The sequence below is a fragment of the Actinoplanes sp. CA-252034 genome (assembly GCF_050956125.1).
Classification (GTDB): Bacteria; Actinomycetota; Actinomycetes; order Mycobacteriales; family Micromonosporaceae; genus Actinoplanes.
The window spans coordinates 8,844,420-8,862,212 of record NZ_CP191846.1; the positions used below are offsets into that span (position 1 = coordinate 8,844,420).

A 17,793-nucleotide genomic window follows, 5' to 3' on the forward strand; every position below is an offset into this window, starting at 1 on the left:
CCGTGGCCCTCGCGCGGGCCGTGACGTCGCACGGCACCACCTCGCAGGCCGTCGCCTCACCCGTGGCCGTCTCGCGGGCCGTCGCCTCACCCGTGGCCGTCTCGCGGGCCGTCGCCTCACCCGTGGCCGTCTCGCGGGCCGTCGCCTCACCCGTGGCCGTCTCGCGGGCCGTCGCCTCACCCGTGGCCGTCTCGCAGGCCATCGCCGAAGTGCCCTGTCCCAAGCCGAAGGTCGCCAAGCCGAGCGCGCCGCCGCGGCCCGTACCACCCGCCGAGGTGGCCGAGGACATGGCGGTCGGCGGCCCGGCCCTCGCGACACACGGCCTGGTCGTGCCGGAGGGCAGTGCCGGCCCGCCCGCGCTCACCGCGACCACCTGGCTGGTCGCCGACCTCGGCACCGGTGAGGTGCTCGGCGCGTGCGGCCCACACGTGCACCAGACCCCCGCCAGCGTGCAGAAGATGCTGCTGGCCGCGACCGCGATCGATCAGCTCGACCCGGCCCGGAAGATGACCGTCACCGACGGCGACCTCGACATCGAGCCGGGCAGTTCGGCCGTCGGCCTGGTGGTCGGCGGCACGTACTCGATCTCGACGCTGTGGCTGGGCCTGATGCTCAACTCCGGCAACGACGCGGCCAACGCGCTCGCCCGTCTGGCCGGTGGCGGCGGCCCCGATGGTCTACAGAAGACGGTCGCCGCGATGAACGCCAGGGCCGCCTCGCTCGGCGCGCGCCAGACGCATGCGGTCACCCCGTCCGGCCTCGACGGTCAAGGGCAGTTCACCAGCGCGTACGATCTGGCGCTCATCGCCCGGGTCTGCTTCGCCAGCGCCGACTTCCGCAAATATGTGCTCACGAAGACGGCGCAGATGCCCGCCCAGAAGAAGCCCAAGGTCGGCGGGTTCCAGTTCCAGAACGAGAACAAGCTGATCTACAACTATCCCGGCGCGCTGGGCGGCAAGACCGGCTTCACCACCCTGGCCCGGCACAGCTACGTCGGCGCCGCCACCCGCAATGGACGGACCCTGGTCGCCACCCTTCTCGGCGCCGAGGCCCGGCCGTTGCGCGGCTGGGAGCAGGGCGCCGCACTCCTCGACTGGGGTTTCGCCCTGCCGGCCGGCACGTCGGTCGGCAAACTGATCACACCGGAGGAGGTGGCGGCGGCCGCCAGAGCGTCGTCGGTCACCACCGAGGCGACCAGCGCGGCCGGGGGCGCCGCCGTCCAGGCAGCCCACCCGAGCGGCCCGACCGGGCTCACCGTGGTGGCGGCCGTCTCGGTGGCAGCCACCTTGATCGCCATCCCGCTGCTGCTCCTGCTGACCCAACGCCGCCAGCGCCGCCAACGGAGTCCAGCCGACCAGCGACCACCGACTCCTGCCGCCTAGCCCCTTTCAAGTCGGGGTCTGCCTCGGCACAGCGTGATCGGGTCGGCGAGCGTCGACGCCCGGTCGGTATGCCACCCGGTCGGCGGTTCGGGTGGGCGCGGCGCTCTTGGCTGGGGGCGGATGGTGTGCCCGGTGGCGGTACCGGGTTCGATCACCGCCGATAGGGGGCGGCAAGAGTGCCCGGACCCGTTACCGGGTGCGCCCGCCGTCTCCGCCCCGACAGGGGCTGCCTGAAACACGGTCGGGCGGCGCCTAGGGCAGTCGGGCGGCGCCTAGGAGAAGGCCAGGCCGAAGAGCCAGAGCACGGCGATCAACAGGGCCGACGCGAGTTCCACCAGGAGGGACAGGCCCACTGCGGCGATCGCCGCGCGGGTGGACGGCCAGGCACGCTCGGAGCCCAGGCGGCGGAGCTCCATCAGCCAGACGCCCAGGATGAAGCCCAGCACCAGGCCGACGACCGGCACCACGAAGAAGCCGATCAGGCCGAGGATGCCGCCGACGGCCACGGACGGGGCCGGGATCCCGGTGTCCTTCAGCTTCTTGCCGGGCCACACGAACTTGACCACCAGCCCGGCTCCGGCGATCAGCGTGGCGATCACGGCGACGAGCAGCCGGGCGCTGCCCGAGCCGCCGCCGAAGATCGCCCAGAGAAGCACCCCGCTCCAGGTCAGCAGCAGTCCGGGCAGGATCGGCAGAAGCACCCCGATCACCCCGGTCAAGATCACCGCGCCGGAGATGAGGGTGACGGCCGCGCTCGTGTCGCTCAGGTCCATGCGGCACACCTTGCCGCACCGGCACGAGAAGTCTCAACCGACCCCCTGGCCCGCCGATGGAAGGCCATCGCGAAACACAGCGAACCGGAACAAGCAGGGCCGCCCGAGCTTCCGACACCGGAAAGGCGGACCAGGCAGGGAAGGCGGGCCAGGCCAGACGGGGCCAGGCCAGACGGGGCCAGGCCAGACGGGGCCAGGCCAGACGGGGCCAGGCCTGACCGGAGGAGGCAGAGGACCGAAGCAGGGCCGGACCGAAGCAGGGCCGGGTCGGAGCAGGGCCGAGGACCTCGGAGGCAGCCCCGGAAGAGCGGGCGGATTTGAAGCAACCGGTAGGCAACTGTCCGTGACCAGAGCGTGCACCCTCCGCGCTTGAAAGTTTCTCCTGTCAGCCGGTGCCCACCCAGCCAGGGGCGCCGACGAGCAACCGGGGGAAACAAACATGACCAGCACCGTGACGACCGCTGCCGACCTCATCGCCGACACCGCTTCCGCCACGCCCGTGCTCACGGTGCGGGAGCAGGAGGACCTGATCCGTACGCACATGCCGCTGGTCGGTCACCTGGTGCGGGACATGCTGAGCCGGATCCCGAACCACATCCACCGCGACGATCTGACCAGCGCCGGCCTGCACGCCCTGGTCACCGCGGCCCGCGGCTGGGACCCGCAGCGTGGTGTCCCGTTCCACCGCTTCGCCGGCACCCGGATCCGCGGCGCCCTGCTCGACGAGCTGCGTGCGCTGGACTGGGCGACCCGTTCGGTGCGGTCGAAGGCCCGCAACACCGACGTCACCCGTCAGCAGCTGACCACCACGCTGGGCCGCACGCCCACCCCGGAGGAGCTGGCGCAGGCGCTCGGCACCACCACGACCGACCTGCACCAGACCGACACCGACGTGCAGCGGGCGACCGTGCTGTCGCTGCAGGGTTTCACCACGAGTAGCGCCGACGACCTGGTCACCGAGCGTGAGCCGGGCCCGGAGGAGATGCTGCTGCGCCGTGAGCAGATCGGCTACCTGCACCACGCCATCGGCTCGCTGCCGGAGCGCCTGCAGACCGTCGTCAACGAGTACTTCCTGCAGGAGCGCCCGATGGCGGACATCGCGGCCGACCTGGGCGTCACCGAGTCGCGGGTCTCACAGCTGCGTGCCGAGGCGCTGTCGCTGCTGCGGGACGGCCTGAACACGCACCTCAACCCGGACATGGCGCCGGTCCCGGACAACCCGGACAGCATCACGGCCCGCCGCCGCGCCACCTACTACGCGAACATCGCCGGCAACACCACGCTGCGCAGCCGCCTCGCGATGACCAACGCGCACGGCCACACGGCGATCGGGCGCGGCTTCAAGCCGGCCTCCGCCGCCTGACGATTCCGGCAACGATGGGCTCGGCGTCCCCGGACGCCGGGCCCATCACCGTCTCTTCAAGATCAAATCCATTCAGCGGTACGGCCACGAGCCCCCAGCCGACATGAGGAGCACAGGCGCCCCGTCGTGATGGCACGAGGACCGCCAATCCACCCAGCGGGGCCGGCCCAACTCGCGGGACGACGGGTCAGCCGAGCTCGAGGGACGTGACCGCGTAGATTCCCGCCCGGTTGATCTCCGGGACGCCGCCGGTGTACATCCGGGCCGTGTCCCAGGCGGGCTTGAGTCCGGCTCGTTCGGCGAGCCGGGTGGCCGCCTGGTTGCCGGCCGGCACGTCGATCATGACCGGCACCTCGTCGCCGTCAGCGGGCACGACGCCGCCGAGCAGGGCGGTGCCGCCACTGATCAGTTGTGCCCCGCTCGGGCCGGGCGGCCGCACCCCCGCGGGCACGCTCAGCGCCGCCAGCAGCGATTCGGCGATCTCCGGTGAGTCGGCGAAGAGCGGCCCGATCCGGTCCACGTCGCCGGCCGGCCGTCGCGCCGCGAAGCCGACGACCGTCCCGCCGCGCCGTGCGACGACGGCCCGCCGCCCGGGCAGGGTGATCCACAGGGCGAGGAAGGCGTCCCGTGCGGCCGGGAAGTGCCGTCGGTCGTACGCGGCGAGGTCGTCGAACCCGACGCTGCGTGCGTCGGTGACCTCGATGGCGGAGTCACGCCGCAGCCCGCTCAGCACACCCTGGTAGCGGGTGGTGGTCCAGGCGTCCCGGAATCCCGACTTGCGATAGTTGTCCTGCTGCGCGACCACCCCGTCGAGTCCGATGTTGCGTCCGGCGAGCCGTTCGACGCCGGCCTGCCAGGTCCGGTATCCGAAGCCCCGCCCGCGGAACTCCGGGACGGTCAGGTAGAGCCCGATGAAGCCGTGCTCCGTCCCGTACCGGATCGCGGAGATCGACGTGATCGGCTGCCCGTCCAGCCGTCCGACGAGGAATCCGCCCGGGTCCGTCGGAAAGAAGGCGCTCTCGTCCCCGTCGCCCGGGTTCCAGCCCTCGGCCACCGCCCATCCGGCGATCACCCTTACATCGTCAGCACTGGCCGCCGACACTCTGAATTCAGCCACGCGGCCACTCTAGTTTCGCATTACGGACAAATACGCCAGCCCCGCCGCAGCGATCCCGGCAACCGGAGCGTGGTGACCCGTGACCCGACGCGCGCCACGGGTCACCACGCGGGGTCAGCCCAGCGAGCCCAGGACCTTCGGGAGGTCGGCGGTGTGCAGGACGCCGAGCCGGCGGGTGGCCCGGGTGACCGCCACGTACAGGTCGGACAGTCCCCGCGGCGACTCGGCGATGATCTCGTCGGGGGCGATCACCAGCACCGAGTCGAACTCGAGCCCCTTCGCCTGGCGGACCGTCATCAGGGCCACGTGGTTGAGCAGGTCGGGCTGCTCGCCGACGGCCGCTCCGGGCACGGCGGCGACCAGGGCCGCCCCGAGCGATTCCTCGAGCCGCTCCGGGACGAGGACACCGAGACGGCCCTCCTCGATGAGGGCGGCCTCCTTGCGTACCTCCGCGATGAGCTCGTCGGTGAGGGTGGGCGGCGTCACCTGCCGCGCCCACGGGCTCACGCCGGCCGACCGCACCGACCGTGGCGGCCGCAGCGCGGGATCGACGGCGGCCAGCACGTCGGCCGCGACCGCCATCACCTCGGCCGGCGTGCGGTAGTTGACGCTGAGCTCGACGATCCGCCAGCGCTGGGCGACGTACGGCTCGAAGACCTGCTCCCAGCTGTTGGTCCCGGCGAGCTCGGACGTCTGGGCGACGTCGCCGACCGCGGTGATGGAGCGGCTCGGGCAGCGGCGCATGAGCAGGCGCCAGGCCATCGGGGACAGCTCCTGCGCCTCGTCGACGATGATGTGACCGAACACCCAGGTACGGTCGGCGGCGGCCCGTTCCGCGGCGGTGCGGGTGTCGATCACCTCGTGCCGCTCGACGAAGGCACCCGCGTCGACCACGTCCAGGGCGGACAGGATCTCGTCCTTCTCGGCGCCCTCGTCCTCGAAGTCCAGCGACCGGGAGCCTTCGACGATCTCGAGGACACCTTCCGCGTACTCGATGGCCGCTCTTCTCTGACGCTGCCGCTCGCGGACCTTGAGGGTGTCGTCGACGCCGAGGAGCTCGGCGAGCTCGTCGAGAAGAGGGACGTCGGCGGGTGCCCAGCCCGCCGACCGGTCGCGCAGCAGCTCGGGCGGCAGCCCGGCCGACTCCAGCCGGCCGACGTCGCTGAGCAGGTCGCGCAACACCTGACGCGGGGTGAGGACCGGCCAGAAGTCGAACAGCGCCTGCTGGACGTCGACGTCCTCGCGCAGCTCGCGCCGGGTCTCGGCGAGGTCGGCCTCGGAGAGCAGGTTGTCGCCGCCGAGCGGGTCGGCGCCGATGCGCTCGGCTATCTGCCGGGACAGCTGGTGGATGGCCTCGGTCACGAAGATCTGCCGGGCCACGTTGTGCGGGCGGCCGGAGCGGCGGGCCGCGGTCCGTGCCGCGAGCAGCACCTCACGCTCGATGCGCAGCGGATATCCGTCGTGGTCGACCTCGACGAAGTCGTCGGGCAGGGTCTGCCGGTCGGCGACCGCGTTCTCCAGGGCGTCGAGCATGTCGACGCCGCCCTTGATCGCGGCGACGGCGGGCGGCTCGGTGGCGCGCGCGCGGACACCGGGGAACATGTCGCCCAGGGTGGCCAGCAGCACACCGGTCTCGGCGAGACCGGGCAGCACCTGGGAGATGTAGCGGAGGAACGTGGGGTTCGGGCCGAGGATCAGCACACCGCTGCGGGTCAGCTGCTCGCGGAACGTGTAGAGCAGGTACGCCGCCCGGTGCAGGGCGACCGCGGTCTTGCCGGTGCCCGGCCCGCCCTGGACGACGAGGACGCCGGGCAGCCCGGACCGGATCACCTCGTCCTGCTCGGACTGGATGGTCTCGACGATGTCGCGCATCCGGCCGGTCCGGTTGGCGGTCAGCGCGGAGAGCAGCGCCGCCTCGCCGGTCACGTCCTCGCGCCCGGTGCCGTCGCCGGCCTCGATGTCGAGGGTCTCGTCGTCGATGCCGGTGAGCACGCGGCCGCGGGTGCGCAGGTGGCGGCGCCGGGTGACGCCCTCCGGGTGCACGGCGGTGGCCAGGTAGAACGGCCGGGCGGCGGGGGCCCGCCAGTCCACCAGGAGCGGGCCGGCGTCGCGGTCCTCGGCGAAGAGCCCGAGTCGGCCGATGTAGCGCGGGCTGTCCGCGGAGAAGTCGAGCCGCCCGAAACAGAGCCCGTTCTCGACGGAATTGAACTGTGCCAGTTGTTCGGCATAGTGGGCGCGGGTGGCCTCCCGCTGCGTGCGGCCCTGCGGGGTGCCGCCCGCCTCCAGGAGGATCGCGCGCAACCGGTTGTCGGCCTGCTCACGCAATTGATCCAGGCGCTGGTAGAGCGTGGTCAAGTACGCCTGCTCAGAATCGATGTCGGCGCTCGAGCTTGACAAAGTCGCCCCTTTTTGTGGTATCATTCCGGCGTTCGGCAGCCATTCTTATGGTTGCCTTTTTGTTTGCCCGTGGAGCATTCGGCAAACGACCAGAATAGCCGAGACGCGGCGGGTTACGGCCGCGGGCGCAAGTGTCCGGAAGTAGTCATCGACACGCCGGGGCCGTTACGCCCGGTGGGCGGTCGCCATTAACCGTGACATGGACAACAGCCACCCGAAGCACCTGCGGCTGGGCGCCGTGGCCCTCGCCGCGATCGCCACCCTCACACTCTCCGCCGCCTGCACCGAGGAGACCCCCGAACCGGCCGGCAACGCCGCCGCCGCCGCGGCCGAAGCCGGTGGCCCCCAGCCGAAGACCCTGGACGGCGCCAAGGCCGCCGCGCAGACCGTGTTCGACCGGTTCAGTGGCGGCGACTTCGCCGGAGCCTGGGACATGTACACGGCGGCCGGCAAGAAGGCGATCAGCAAGGACGACTACGTCAAGCTGAACACCGCCTGCTCCCGCAAGGGCCTGGCGATCCAGCTGACCAGCGCCCGGCTGGAGGGCGCCGACAAGGCCGTGGTGATCGCGAAGCAACTGGTCGCGGCCCAGTCGTACACCATGGTCTACGAGCAGGACGCCTGGAAGCTGGAGCCGGCCAAGGAGGGCCTGAGCCTCTACAAGATGGGCGCCACGAAGGCGATCGCCGCCCAGAAGAAGGCCGGAACCTGCGCCAACGCGTGAATCACGGTGGCCCGCCACGAACCGCGGCGGGCCACTCCCACCCGCGGGGTCTAGGCGGCCACCACCGGCAGGCCGTCCGGGCTCGTCATGGCCAGCCGGGTCCGCAGAGTGCCCCGGCTGGCGATCTTGTCGTAGTACGCGGCCCGCCGCCGGGCCACGCAACCCTCCTTCGGCGGAGTCTGGGCCGCCATCGCCGGGTCCAGGTGGGTGTTCAGCCCGTCCCGGAGCAGCATCAGCGCCTCGGCCCGCAGCTGCGACACCCGGGACTCGCTGACCCCGAGCTCCGCGGCGATCTGGGCCATCGGCCGCTCGCCGTAGAAGTAGCCCTCCACCACGACGCGCAGCCGCTCCGGCAGCGCGTCGACCGCGTGCCGCAGGTAGCCGAAGCGCTCCCGGCGCAACAGCATCTCCTCCGGGCCCAGACCGGGCTCGGTGACGATGTCGTCGGCGGTCGCGGTGGCGAAGCCCTGGAGGCTGAAGACCGTGGCGCGGTGCACGTCGCCCTCGCCGTGCTCGATGTCCTCGACGCTGCAACCGAGCTTGTCGGCGACCTCCTGGATCGTCGGGGTGCGGCCCAGCTCGGCCATCAGCTCCTCGCGGGCCGCATCGGTACGCCGGGCCCGCTGCCGTACCGACCGGCTGGCCCAGTCGAGCCCGCGCAACTCGTCCAGCAGTGCCCCGCGTACCCGTGCCGCCGCGAATCGCGGGAACGGCACCCCTCGCTCGGGATCGAAGCCCCGGGCGGCCGCCACCAGCGCGGCATAGCCGGCCGACAGCAGGTCGTCCCGGTTCACGTGCGAGGGAACCCGGGCCAGCATCTCCCGGACCAGATGACCGACGAGCGGCATGTTCGCCCGGACGATGTCCTCGCCACGCCGCTCCATAGCAGGTGTCTCAACACTCATCGGGGATCTCCTCGGGTACCGGCCGGTCAGGGGGATGTCCGGCGCTGAGGAGAAAGATGGGGCGTGTTGAGTGCGGACAGGTTCGCCAACGGGTGCGAACCGGTTGCAGAGGGTGCCGAGCTAGAATGATCAGTAATCGACCACTCGGAGTTTTCATCTTCATGACTTCCTTCACCGAGCTCGGCGTGCCCGCCGTCCTCAATACGGCGCTCGACCGGCTCGGGATCACCACCCCGTTCCCCATCCAGGCGGCCACCCTGCCCGACACCTTGGCCGGCCGGGATGTGCTGGGCCGGGGGCGTACCGGTTCCGGTAAGACGTACGCCTTCGTGATCCCACTCGTAGCCCGGCTCAGCGCCGCGGCTCGTAAGCCCCAACCGGGCCGGCCCCGGGCGCTGATCCTTGCGCCCACCAGGGAGCTGGCCACCCAGATCGAGGCCACTCTGCGCCCGCTGGCCGAAGCGGCCGGCTTGCGTACCCTCGTCGTCTTCGGCGGCGTCGGCCCCAACCCGCAGATCAAGGCGCTGAAAGCGGGCGTCGATGTGCTGGTGGCGTGCCCCGGTCGCCTCGACGACCACATCCGCAGCGGTCACGCCTCACTCGACGCGGTCGAGGTGACCGTCCTCGACGAGGCCGACCACATGGCCGACCTGGGCTTCCTGCCGGTGGTGCGGCGGCTCATGTCGCAGACCCCACCACGGGGCCAGCGGCTGCTCTTCTCCGCCACCCTCGACAACGGGGTGGACGTGCTGGTGCAGAAGTTCATGCACAAGCCGATCACCCACCATGTCGACTCGGCCGCCCAGGCACCGATCGAGATGGACCACCACGTGCTGCACGTGCGGGACGACGATCGGTTCGGCATCCTCGTCGAGCTGCTCGCCGCGCCCGGCCGGACCGTGGTGTTCACCCGGACCAAGCGGCGCGCCAAGGTGCTGACCCGTCAGCTCAACGCGGCGGGGGTCCCGGCCGTCGAGCTGCACGGCAACCTCGCGCAGAACGCGCGTAACCGCAACCTGTCGGCGTTCTCCGACGGTTCCGCGGGCACGCTCGTCGCCACCGACATCGCCGCCCGTGGCATCCACGTCGACGACGTCAGCCTGGTCATCCACGCCGACCCGCCGGTGGAGCACAAGGCCTACCTGCACCGGTCCGGCCGGACCGCGCGGGCCGGCAACCGCGGCACGGTCATCACGCTGATGACCGACGAGCAGCAGGCCGACGTGCGTGACCTGGCCCGCAAGGCGGGCATCCGCCCGCTCACCAGTCGCACCCGGCCGGGTGACGCGCTGCTGGCCCAGCTGGCTCCGGGCGAGCGCACCTTCGTGGCGCCCGCTCCCGAGCCCGCGCCCGGTAGCGCGGCCGCTGCGTCCCGCTCGGCGTCGACCGCGGACACCGGTGCGGACGGCCGTTCCGGGCGGCCCCGGCGAGGCCGTGGCCGCCCCACAGCGGAGGGGAAGACGGCTGCGGCCGGTACGCCCGCCGCGGGTCAGGGCCGCCAGCGCGCCACCGATCAGGCGGGCCGGCGGCGGACGTCCGCGTCCGGGTCCGGGCAGACCCGTGGCTCGGGTTCGGACCACCGCTCGGGTACGCCGCAGCAGCGCGCCAATCCGGCCGGAGGCAGCACGCGAGCCGCCGCGCCACGGTCCAACTCCACCTCGACGCGCTCCACCTCGCCCTCTTCCGGGGGCGGTGCGGCTGCGTTCTCGGCGCGGGGCGGCGGGCGCCGTACCGGCCGGTGATCACCGTCGGGTGATCGATCACCTGAGTTGATCTCTGTTCGCTGACCGCCGGCCGTTTCTCAACGGCCGGCGGTCGGCTTTCCGCGGCCCGGGCGTGACCGTGGCCGGTCGAGAGCCGGTTGTGCGGCTCCGATTCGACGTGGACCGTCGCCGTGGCCGACCGAGACCGGCGTGCGCCTCCGATTCGACCTGGACCGTCCGCGGTCGGCGAAGCGGTCCGCCGGATCGCGGGCGATCGCCGCGCGGGTCAGGCCTCCGGGACGGTGACGGCGATCTCGTCGCCGAGGGTGAAGCCGGCACAGAGCTCGAGCTCGTCACCGCTCCAGAAGCGACCCGGGTCGTACCAGTTGGCCTTGCGGCCGCGCGGCAGCAGACCCATGTCCTCGTAGGTGACGGCGACGACCTCGGCGCAGTACGCCTTCTCCAGGGTGGCCTCGCTCTCCCGCCGGTCCTGCCAGGGGAGCTTGATCTGCGGGACCCGCCCGCGTGCCCAGCGGCCGGCGAGCTGCGACGTGGACGGGAACGGGGTGCCGTCGAGGCGGGCGACGGTCTTGAGCGCCTTGTCCTCCATTGCCCGGGTGACGCCGGGGTCGAGTTGCCGCAGCCAGCCGCGCTGGCCGTAGCGGCGGGCCCAGACGGTGACGGCGTCGCGCAGATCGTGCAGCTGGACGCCGCGCTGGAACCTGCCGGACCACATGTCCGGGAGCGACCTGCCGAGCTCGGCGTGCCACATCAGCGGCGGCATGTCGTCTATCACCAGGGACATGCCGACGTGGTTCACCGGGCTGTTGGTGAGGGTCTGGATGGCCCGGTCCGGCCCGGATCGTCCCCGGAAGATCCAGATGTCGCCGGTACGGGTCAGGTCGAGGGCCTCGTCGAGGCTGAGTTCTGCTCCCACGTGTCTATTCTCAGCTGATGCGTTGGTGGAAGATAGCGGGACTGGCGGGGCTGGCGGGAGTCGCGGCGACGGGCGTGGTGGTGGCCCGGGCCGAGCGCAAGCGGCGGGCGTATACGCCGGAGGAGATCCGGGGCCGCCTGCACGAGCGGGCGGCCGAGGCAGCGACCAAGCCTGAGCTGGACAAACCCTAGCCCCTGGCCTTGCGGACGAGGTCGGTGTCGCGTAGCAGCGACCAGAGACCGGCGCCGTCGGGGGCCGAGAACCAGGTCTTGCCACCGGACGGCACGACCTCGGCGGCCTCCGACGGGCCGGGGATGGCGCCGGCGAGCACGGCCTGGGCCGGTGACAGCCGGCGGATCGCGACGGCCGCCACGTTCTCCGGATGCTCCCGGGCGAACTCGGAGTAGATCTCCTGGTCGTGCTGGCCGTCGTCGCCGATGAGCAGCCACCGCACGTCGGGGAACTCCTCGGCGAGCCGCTGCAGCGACTTGCGCTTGTGCTCCTGGCCGCTGCGGAACCAGCGGTCCGGGGTGGGGCCCCAGTCGGTGAGCAGGATCGGGCCGGCCGGGTAGAGGTGGCGGCTGAGGAACCGGGTGAGGGTGGGCGCCACGTTCCACGCGCCGGTGGAGAGGTAGACGACCGGCGTGCCGGGGTTGGCGTGGACGAGCCGCTCGTAGAGGACCGCCATGCCGGGGACGGCGGTGCGGGCGTGCTCGTCGAGGACGAACGTGTTCCACGCGGCGAGCAGCGGGCGCGGCAGTGTGGTGACCATCACGGTGTCGTCGATGTCGGAGATCACCCCGAACTTGACGGCGGGGTCGATCACCCGGATCGGCGCGTCCACCGGGACGGTGCCCTCGGTGGAGAGTCTCGCGCAGCCCCAGCCGGGATCGAGGTCGCCCTTGACGATGACGTCGAGATAGCCGCTGCGGTCGGTGCGCGCCTCGGTGATCGTGCCACCGAGCTCGATGCGGACCAGGGCACTGCTCACCGGGGTGGTGGTGAAACTGCGCCAGCCACGGACCTTCTCGCGGCGTTTGCGCACCATCCCGGGCCTGGCCAGCAGCACCCGGCCCATCACGCGGGCCCACCCGGGAGCGCCGTAGCCCGTGTACGCCGTGATGTACGGCTTCCACCCGCGGCCTCGCAGGCGGCGCTCGACGATCTCATGGACGGCGTCCTCGATCAGGGCGGCCCGGTGTATCCGGACCACGGACGAGGAGTCACCCGTGGGAATCATCGTCACCATCGCCTCCTAGCCGATCCGTACCGCCCGCCCGGCCACGGTACCCGGCGGTTGTCACGGTCCGCTGGGAACGGTCGGCGGATCCGGGGTGGACATCAGGCGGCGGCCGGAAGTTCCACGGCTGTCCGGCGCTCGGTGTCCGCGGACGTCCAGTGCTCGGCGTACACCTGCTGCTCGCCGGCCTCGGTGACCGGGCCGTTCAGGCGGGCGGCGGCCGCCTCGGCGCGCAGGCCGCGCAGCGTCTCGGCGGCCGCCTCGGCGCTGCGCCAGGTGGCCCGCTCCTTCTCCACGGCCCGCTGGTACGCGTCGAAGCGGTGTGCCCGGACCGCGTTGACCAGGACCGGCTCCTGCTGGACCGGGTGCAGCCGGGGGTTCCAGCCGCGGTGCGCGTAGACGTCGTTGAGCTGGGCGATCGACAGGTCGTGGGAGCGGCACAGCTCGGTGGCGGCCCGGTGCAGGTAGCGCTGGCGGTCGACGTTCTCGCCGGGCTTGCGGCGGCGGCTCATCAGCGGGAACGCGGTGGTGGCGGCGAGCCGGCGGGCGTCGTCGGAGGCCTGCTCGTAGGCGGCCCACGTCTCGTCGACGGCCTGCTGGGCGGCGAGCCATTCGCTGCGGCGCCGGTCGGCCACCTCGACGGCCTCGACGGCGGCGGCCTCCAGCCGGTCGGCGAGCCGGTTCTCCTCACCGGCCGGCTCGGGCGCGCCGACGCCGCGGGGCAGGGTGGTGACGGCGACCGCGACGGCGAGGCCGAGGGCGAGCAGGATGACGAGCCAGACGGCGGTCGCCTGCGGGACCGCGCGGAGGAAGGTTTGCAGGACGGATTCCATGGAGCACCCCAGTGGTAGGTCGATCTACGGCCGGCGGTGACGGATCCGGGAAGGGACCCGTCAGGCGGCCGGGGGTGCGCGGGGGCCGGTGGCTCCCGGGATCCCGCCACTCGGGACACGAGTGGTGAACGTCACCGTTGACGGGTCTGCGACCGCATTGCCGGGCGTCTGCGGCTCGATCCGCTCCGCCTCGTAGATCTCCGGATCCGGGGCGGCCACGTCGGTGGCAGCGACGGCCGCGGCGGGCGGGGCGGGCGCGGCGGGGGCTGCCGCGGGGGCCGGAAGAGCAGGTCCGGGCAGGCGCAGGGTGACCGCCAGGGCGAGCATCGCCAGCCCGGTCAGGAAACGCAGAATCCGCTGCCCGTCCCAGGGACGGGCAGCCGGCTGCGCCACCGTGATCACGTCCATCAACCTACTGTGCGGCCAAGCGGTGCGCAGCGGACGAACGCGGTCACACCACTCGTACGGGTTGCCCGCACGGTCACCCGGGCGAGGGACGATGGACGGCATGGATCTCGAGATGGTGGAGCAGGTGGCCCGGCTGGACGAGTGGGTCGGCGAGGGTGACGTCGTGGTGCTCAGTGGTGCCGGCCTGTCCACCGACTCCGGGATCCCGGACTATCGCGGCCCCTCCGGCTCGGCCCGGCGGGGCTCGCCGATGACCTATCAGACGTTCACCGGCGATCCGGTGGCCCGGCGGCGCTACTGGGCGCGCAGCCATCTGGGGTGGCGCACTATCGGCGACGCCCGGCCCAACGACGGGCACCGGGCGGTGGCCCGGCTGCAGGAGCGGGGCCTGCTGGCCGGGGTGATCACGCAGAACGTGGACGGGCTGCACCAGGCTGCCGGCGCCCGTGACGTGATCGAGCTGCACGGCAACCTGGCCCGGGTGGTGTGCCTGGGGTGCGGGGCGGTATCGGGGCGCGACGAGCTGGAGGAGCGGCTGTCGGCGGCCAATCCGGGGTTCGCGGCGGTGGCGGCGACGATCAATCCGGACGGTGACGTGGAGTTGGACGACGCCGAGGTGGCCGGGTTCACGGTGGTGGACTGCGCGGCCTGCGGCGGGATGCTCAAGCCGGACGTGGTCTATTTCGGCGAGACCGTGCCGCCGGAGCGGGTGTCGCGATCGTTCGCGCTGGTGACGGGCGCGCGCACGCTGCTCGTTCTGGGTTCGTCGTTGACCGTCATGTCGGGGCGGCGGTTCGTGCTGCGGGCGGTGCGCGACGGGATCCGGGTGGCGATCGTGAACCGCGGCGTCACCCGCGGCGAGCCCTATGCGGATCTCGTGATCGACGCCCCGCTCGGGGTGGTTCTTCCGAATCTTGCCCCACTTACCGTTTAAGACTGTTTACCGAACTCGGTTACCGTCTTGAAATCGAAATAGCTCGCTCGGCCCGTTGACGTGACGGCTCTCACTGAGGTTGACTGCCGAAACCGGTCCCGAAACCGGTTCCGAAACCCCGGGCAATCAACCGGTAGCAACTGAGGGAGCTAGCGTGCCGATCACCATCGCCGACGTGGCGGCCCGGGCCAAGGTCAGTAAGACCACCGTGTCCCGGGTTCTCAACGGCAAGGGTGAGCTGGACGAATCGACCGCCGCGCGGGTCCGTGCGGTGATCGAGGAGCTCGGTTACGTGCCGAGCGCCCGCGCGGTCAACCTGGCCCGCGGCCGCACGCGAGTGGTGGCCATGCTCGTCCCCTCACTGACCTGGCCGTGGATGGGCGAGGTAGTGCAGGGAGCGGTCGACGTCCTCGAGGCCGAGGAGTACGGGCTGCTCCTGTTCACCTGCAATCGCGGCGAGGACTCGATGCGCCAGTTCGGTGCCCAGGTCGCGGCCAAGTCGTTCGACGGGCTGCTGGTCATCGAGCCGGAGGGCACCCTCGACTACATCGCCACCCTGCACGCCCGCGGCCTGCCGATGGTGCTGATCGACGATCGCGACCAGATGTCCGGGCAGATCCCCAGCATCGGGACGACCAATCACATCGGCGCCGGCGCGGCCGCCCGGCACCTGATCGAGGTGGGCCGTCACCGGCCGCTGATGATCACCGGACCGTCCCGGTTCGGTTGCACCCAGCAGCGTGGGGACGGGTTCACCTCGGTCTACGCGGACGCCGGTCACCCGGTCGCCGACGACCGGATCGTGCTCGGCGACTTCACCTTCGAGCGGGGCGCCGAGGCGATCCACCGGGCCACCGCGGCCGGTGTCGAGTTCGACGCCGTCTTCTGCCACAACGACGTCTCCGCCGCCGGCGCCATGCAGGCGCTGAAGGAGCTCGGCCGGCGCATCCCGGAGGACGTGTCGGTCGTCGGCTTCGACGACATCCCGATGGCGGCGCACACCCAGCCGCCGTTGACCACGGTCCACCAGCCCATGCGCGAGATGGGTGAGGCGGCAGCCCGTACGCTGCTGGCCCATTTCGAGGGAACACCGCTCCCGAACCGCCCGACGATAATCCCGGCGACTTTCACCGTCCGAGAGTCAACGGTCAGCTCCTCCTGAACCGACCCACCACCCGATAGCGCATCGACCGGCCGCTGCGACGGCCGGAGATCGGTGGCACCCGGGGCCGGCCGCCGGCCGGTCACGCGATGCCGCACGCCCTCGTGGCACCCCTCTCACCCTGTTTCACCCCTCTCACCCGCAGATGAATCCTCCGAGGAGAATTTCGATGCAGCGACGCAAGCTCTTCGCGGTCGCCCTGGCCGGCGTGCTGGCCGGCGGCGGGCTCGCCGCGTGCAGTGACTCGCCCAACGCCAACAACAACGCGAACAACGCCAAGCAGGCGGAGTTCCTGTCGATCGGCATGCCGAACGGCACGGTGACCGAGAACAACAACCCGTTCATCGGCACCTCGGCGGGCGCCTCGCTCGGCTACCGCTGGATGATCTACGAGCCCCTCGGCCAGTGGAACAACACCAAGCCGGCCGACCCGCTGACCCCGTGGCTGGCCAGCGAGATCAAGTGGTCCGCCGACTACAAGACCGTCGACCTGACCATCCGGGACGGCGCGACCTGGTCCGACGGCAAGCCGCTGACCGCCGAGGACGTCGTCTACACGTACAACCTGGTCAAGAGCAACGAGGCGCTGAACATCTTCGCCATCCCCTTCGACGCGATCACGTCGGAGGGCAACAAGGTGAAGATCACCTTCAAGTCCTCGCAGTTCACCACCCAGCACAAGGTGATCGGGCAGATCCCGATCGTGCCGAAGCACGTCTGGGAGAAGATCGCGGACCCGGCCACCGACCCGATCAAGCAGCCGGTCGGCAGTGGCCCGTACGTCCTGAAGTCGTTCAGCCAGCAGGCGACGATCCTCAGCGTCCGTGAGAGCGGTTACTGGCAGCCGTTGCCGAAGGTCAAGGAGCTGCGCTACACCTCCTACGCCGACAACAACGCGATGTCGACGGCCCTGGCGACCGGTCAGGCCGAGTGGAGCTTCGTCTTCATCCCGAACTACCAGCAGACCTTCGTCGCCAAGGACCCGGAGCACTACAAGGTCTGGGCGCCGGGCGTGCTGGGCATCCACGGCCTCTACATCAACACCACCCAGAAGCCGTTCGACGACCCGGCGCTGCGCCGCGCGATGAACATGGTCATCAACCGCAACGACATCTTCGTGCAGGCCGAGGCCGGCTACTTCCACCCGGAGATCAAGAGCGTCACCGGTCTGCCGGAGGGCGCGGGTGACGCCTACATCGCCGACGAGTTCAAGGGCAAGACCTTCTCGGTCGACGTCGAGGGCGCCAAGAAGCTGCTCACCGAGTCGGGCTACAAGCTGGAGGGCACGACCCTCAAGGACAAGGCCGGCAAGGCCGTGTCCATCAAGCTGAGCGACCCGGCCCCGTGGTCCGACTACCAGACCACGCTCGAGATCATCAAGAGCAACCTGGCCGAGATCGGCATCGAGGCGGTCGTCGAGAAGCCGAACCAGAACGTCTGGGACGCCAACGTCCAGAAGGGCGACTTCGGCGGCACGATGCGCTGGACCAACGGTGGGTCGACGCCGTTCGACATCTACCAGACGGTGATGGACGGCGACCTGATGAAGCCGATCGGCACCGCCGCCCAGCAGGGCAACTTCGGCCGCTTCCAGAGCCCGGAGGCCACCGCCGCGCTGAAGGCGTACTCCAACGCGACCGACGAGACCGCCCGTAAGGCCGCGCTCGCCACGATCCAGAAGATCTTCGTGGAGCAGGCGCCGATGCTGCCGGTCGGCTCGGACAACGTCGGTGGCGCGTACAGCACCAAGAACTGGGTCGGCTGGCCCTCGGACGCGGACTCCTACGCCCCGATGCAGCCCACGCAGGCCGGCGCTCTGACCGTCGTCCTGAAGCTGCAGCCCGCCAACTCCTGATCGCCCGCGGGCGCCCCGGTGCACACCGGGGCGCCCGCCTTCAGCTTGTTAGAAGGACAC

General features: G+C 71.3%; 16 protein-coding genes. 8 read left to right on the forward strand and 8 right to left on the reverse strand.

The window, feature by feature from the left end; genetic code table 11:
* The first annotated feature begins 152 nt into the window (after window positions 1-152).
* On the forward strand, window positions 153-1,382 hold the full coding sequence (locus ACQPZW_RS40085) for a D-alanyl-D-alanine carboxypeptidase family protein (protein ID WP_433797757.1): 1,230 nt from the start codon (window positions 153-155) through the stop codon (window positions 1,380-1,382).
* A gap of 272 nt (window positions 1,383-1,654) precedes the next feature.
* Here the strand turns inward: ACQPZW_RS40085 and ACQPZW_RS40090 are convergent, their stop codons facing one another.
* Entirely contained in the window at window positions 1,655-2,155 is a 501-nt protein-coding gene (locus ACQPZW_RS40090; protein WP_433791259.1) for a DUF456 domain-containing protein, read from the reverse strand.
* A 439-nt stretch (window positions 2,156-2,594) separates the two neighbouring features.
* Between ACQPZW_RS40090 and ACQPZW_RS40095 the strand changes: the two genes are divergently transcribed.
* Window positions 2,595-3,518 (forward strand): sigma-70 family RNA polymerase sigma factor, encoded by a 924-nt coding sequence (locus ACQPZW_RS40095; RefSeq protein WP_433791260.1) that lies wholly within the window; start codon window positions 2,595-2,597, stop codon window positions 3,516-3,518.
* Window positions 3,519-3,705: 187 nt separating this feature from the next.
* On the opposite strand, the gene ACQPZW_RS40100 is transcribed toward ACQPZW_RS40095, so the two are convergent.
* Both ACQPZW_RS40100 and ACQPZW_RS40105 read right to left on the reverse strand, forming a co-directional pair.
* Window positions 3,706-4,590, reverse strand: coding sequence for a GNAT family N-acetyltransferase (locus ACQPZW_RS40100; RefSeq protein ID WP_433791261.1), 885 nt, complete (start codon window positions 4,588-4,590; stop codon window positions 3,706-3,708).
* 159 nt (window positions 4,591-4,749) lie between these two features.
* The gene (locus tag ACQPZW_RS40105) at window positions 4,750-7,056 is read right to left on the reverse strand and encodes a HelD family protein (protein ID WP_433791262.1); all 2,307 of its coding nucleotides are present in this window, start codon (window positions 7,054-7,056) and stop codon (window positions 4,750-4,752) included.
* A gap of 175 nt (window positions 7,057-7,231) precedes the next feature.
* Between ACQPZW_RS40105 and ACQPZW_RS40110 the strand changes: the two genes are divergently transcribed.
* Window positions 7,232-7,756: a hypothetical protein gene (locus ACQPZW_RS40110; RefSeq protein ID WP_433791263.1), complete on the forward strand. Its 525-nt coding sequence runs from the start codon at window positions 7,232-7,234 to the stop codon at window positions 7,754-7,756.
* Between the two features lie 50 nt (window positions 7,757-7,806).
* On the opposite strand, the gene ACQPZW_RS40115 is transcribed toward ACQPZW_RS40110, so the two are convergent.
* Window positions 7,807-8,661: a sigma-70 family RNA polymerase sigma factor gene (locus tag ACQPZW_RS40115; protein WP_433791264.1), complete on the reverse strand. Its 855-nt coding sequence runs from the start codon at window positions 8,659-8,661 to the stop codon at window positions 7,807-7,809.
* Between the two features lie 161 nt (window positions 8,662-8,822).
* Here ACQPZW_RS40115 and ACQPZW_RS40120 point away from each other — a divergent pair, with 161 nt between their 5' ends.
* Window positions 8,823-10,403: a DEAD/DEAH box helicase gene (locus ACQPZW_RS40120; protein WP_433791265.1), complete on the forward strand. Its 1,581-nt coding sequence runs from the start codon at window positions 8,823-8,825 to the stop codon at window positions 10,401-10,403.
* Window positions 10,404-10,650: 247 nt separating this feature from the next.
* Here the strand turns inward: ACQPZW_RS40120 and ACQPZW_RS40125 are convergent, their stop codons facing one another.
* Entirely contained in the window at window positions 10,651-11,301 is a 651-nt protein-coding gene (locus ACQPZW_RS40125; protein WP_433791266.1) for a hypothetical protein, read from the reverse strand.
* Window positions 11,302-11,318: 17 nt separating this feature from the next.
* On the opposite strand from ACQPZW_RS40125, the gene ACQPZW_RS40130 reads away from it, so the two are divergent.
* Entirely contained in the window at window positions 11,319-11,492 is a 174-nt protein-coding gene (locus ACQPZW_RS40130; protein WP_433791267.1) for a hypothetical protein, read from the forward strand.
* Here the strand turns inward: ACQPZW_RS40130 and ACQPZW_RS40135 are convergent.
* The 3 genes from ACQPZW_RS40135 to ACQPZW_RS40145 all read right to left on the reverse strand — a co-directional run bounded on the left by ACQPZW_RS40135 (window position 11,489) and on the right by ACQPZW_RS40145 (window position 13,782).
* Window positions 11,489-12,550: an App1 family protein gene (locus ACQPZW_RS40135; protein WP_433791268.1), complete on the reverse strand. Its 1,062-nt coding sequence runs from the start codon at window positions 12,548-12,550 to the stop codon at window positions 11,489-11,491. The genes ACQPZW_RS40130 and ACQPZW_RS40135 overlap by 4 nt on opposite strands.
* Window positions 12,551-12,642: 92 nt before the next feature.
* Window positions 12,643-13,374, reverse strand: a complete 732-nt coding sequence (locus ACQPZW_RS40140) for a hypothetical protein (RefSeq protein WP_433791269.1) — start codon at window positions 13,372-13,374, stop codon at window positions 12,643-12,645.
* A gap of 60 nt (window positions 13,375-13,434) precedes the next feature.
* The gene (locus ACQPZW_RS40145; RefSeq protein WP_433791270.1) at window positions 13,435-13,782 is read right to left on the reverse strand and encodes a hypothetical protein; all 348 of its coding nucleotides are present in this window, start codon (window positions 13,780-13,782) and stop codon (window positions 13,435-13,437) included.
* Between the two features lie 91 nt (window positions 13,783-13,873).
* On the opposite strand from ACQPZW_RS40145, the gene ACQPZW_RS40150 reads away from it, so the two are divergent.
* The 3 genes from ACQPZW_RS40150 to ACQPZW_RS40160 all read left to right on the forward strand — a co-directional run bounded on the left by ACQPZW_RS40150 (window position 13,874) and on the right by ACQPZW_RS40160 (window position 17,733).
* Window positions 13,874-14,716 carry an NAD-dependent protein deacetylase gene (locus ACQPZW_RS40150; RefSeq protein WP_433791271.1) on the forward strand — a complete coding sequence of 281 codons (843 nt, stop codon included), beginning with the start codon at window positions 13,874-13,876 and terminating at the stop codon, window positions 14,714-14,716.
* A 154-nt stretch (window positions 14,717-14,870) separates the two neighbouring features.
* Window positions 14,871-15,878: a LacI family DNA-binding transcriptional regulator gene (locus ACQPZW_RS40155; protein ID WP_433791272.1), complete on the forward strand. Its 1,008-nt coding sequence runs from the start codon at window positions 14,871-14,873 to the stop codon at window positions 15,876-15,878.
* Between the two features lie 169 nt (window positions 15,879-16,047).
* Complete coding sequence (locus ACQPZW_RS40160; protein ID WP_433791273.1) at window positions 16,048-17,733, forward strand: ABC transporter substrate-binding protein; 1,686 nt, start codon at window positions 16,048-16,050, stop codon at window positions 17,731-17,733.
* The last annotated feature ends 60 nt before the right edge of the window (window positions 17,734-17,793 follow it).

Coding starts and splice junctions, on each gene's coding strand:
- ACQPZW_RS40135 (WP_433791268.1), bottom strand. CDS start 12,550: ATGGTGACGATGATTCCCACGGGTGACTCCTCGTCCGTGGTCCGGATA.
- ACQPZW_RS40160 (WP_433791273.1), top strand. CDS start 16,048: ATGCAGCGACGCAAGCTCTTCGCGGTCGCCCTGGCCGGCGTGCTGGCC.
- ACQPZW_RS40115 (WP_433791264.1), bottom strand. CDS start 8,661: ATGAGTGTTGAGACACCTGCTATGGAGCGGCGTGGCGAGGACATCGTC.
- ACQPZW_RS40130 (WP_433791267.1), top strand. CDS start 11,319: ATGCGTTGGTGGAAGATAGCGGGACTGGCGGGGCTGGCGGGAGTCGCG.
- ACQPZW_RS40150 (WP_433791271.1), top strand. CDS start 13,874: ATGGACGGCATGGATCTCGAGATGGTGGAGCAGGTGGCCCGGCTGGAC.
- ACQPZW_RS40145 (WP_433791270.1), bottom strand. CDS start 13,782: ATGGACGTGATCACGGTGGCGCAGCCGGCTGCCCGTCCCTGGGACGGG.
- ACQPZW_RS40120 (WP_433791265.1), top strand. CDS start 8,823: ATGACTTCCTTCACCGAGCTCGGCGTGCCCGCCGTCCTCAATACGGCG.
- ACQPZW_RS40090 (WP_433791259.1), bottom strand. CDS start 2,155: ATGGACCTGAGCGACACGAGCGCGGCCGTCACCCTCATCTCCGGCGCG.
- ACQPZW_RS40095 (WP_433791260.1), top strand. CDS start 2,595: ATGACCAGCACCGTGACGACCGCTGCCGACCTCATCGCCGACACCGCT.
- ACQPZW_RS40140 (WP_433791269.1), bottom strand. CDS start 13,374: ATGGAATCCGTCCTGCAAACCTTCCTCCGCGCGGTCCCGCAGGCGACC.
- ACQPZW_RS40110 (WP_433791263.1), top strand. CDS start 7,232: ATGGACAACAGCCACCCGAAGCACCTGCGGCTGGGCGCCGTGGCCCTC.
- ACQPZW_RS40105 (WP_433791262.1), bottom strand. CDS start 7,056: ATGATACCACAAAAAGGGGCGACTTTGTCAAGCTCGAGCGCCGACATC.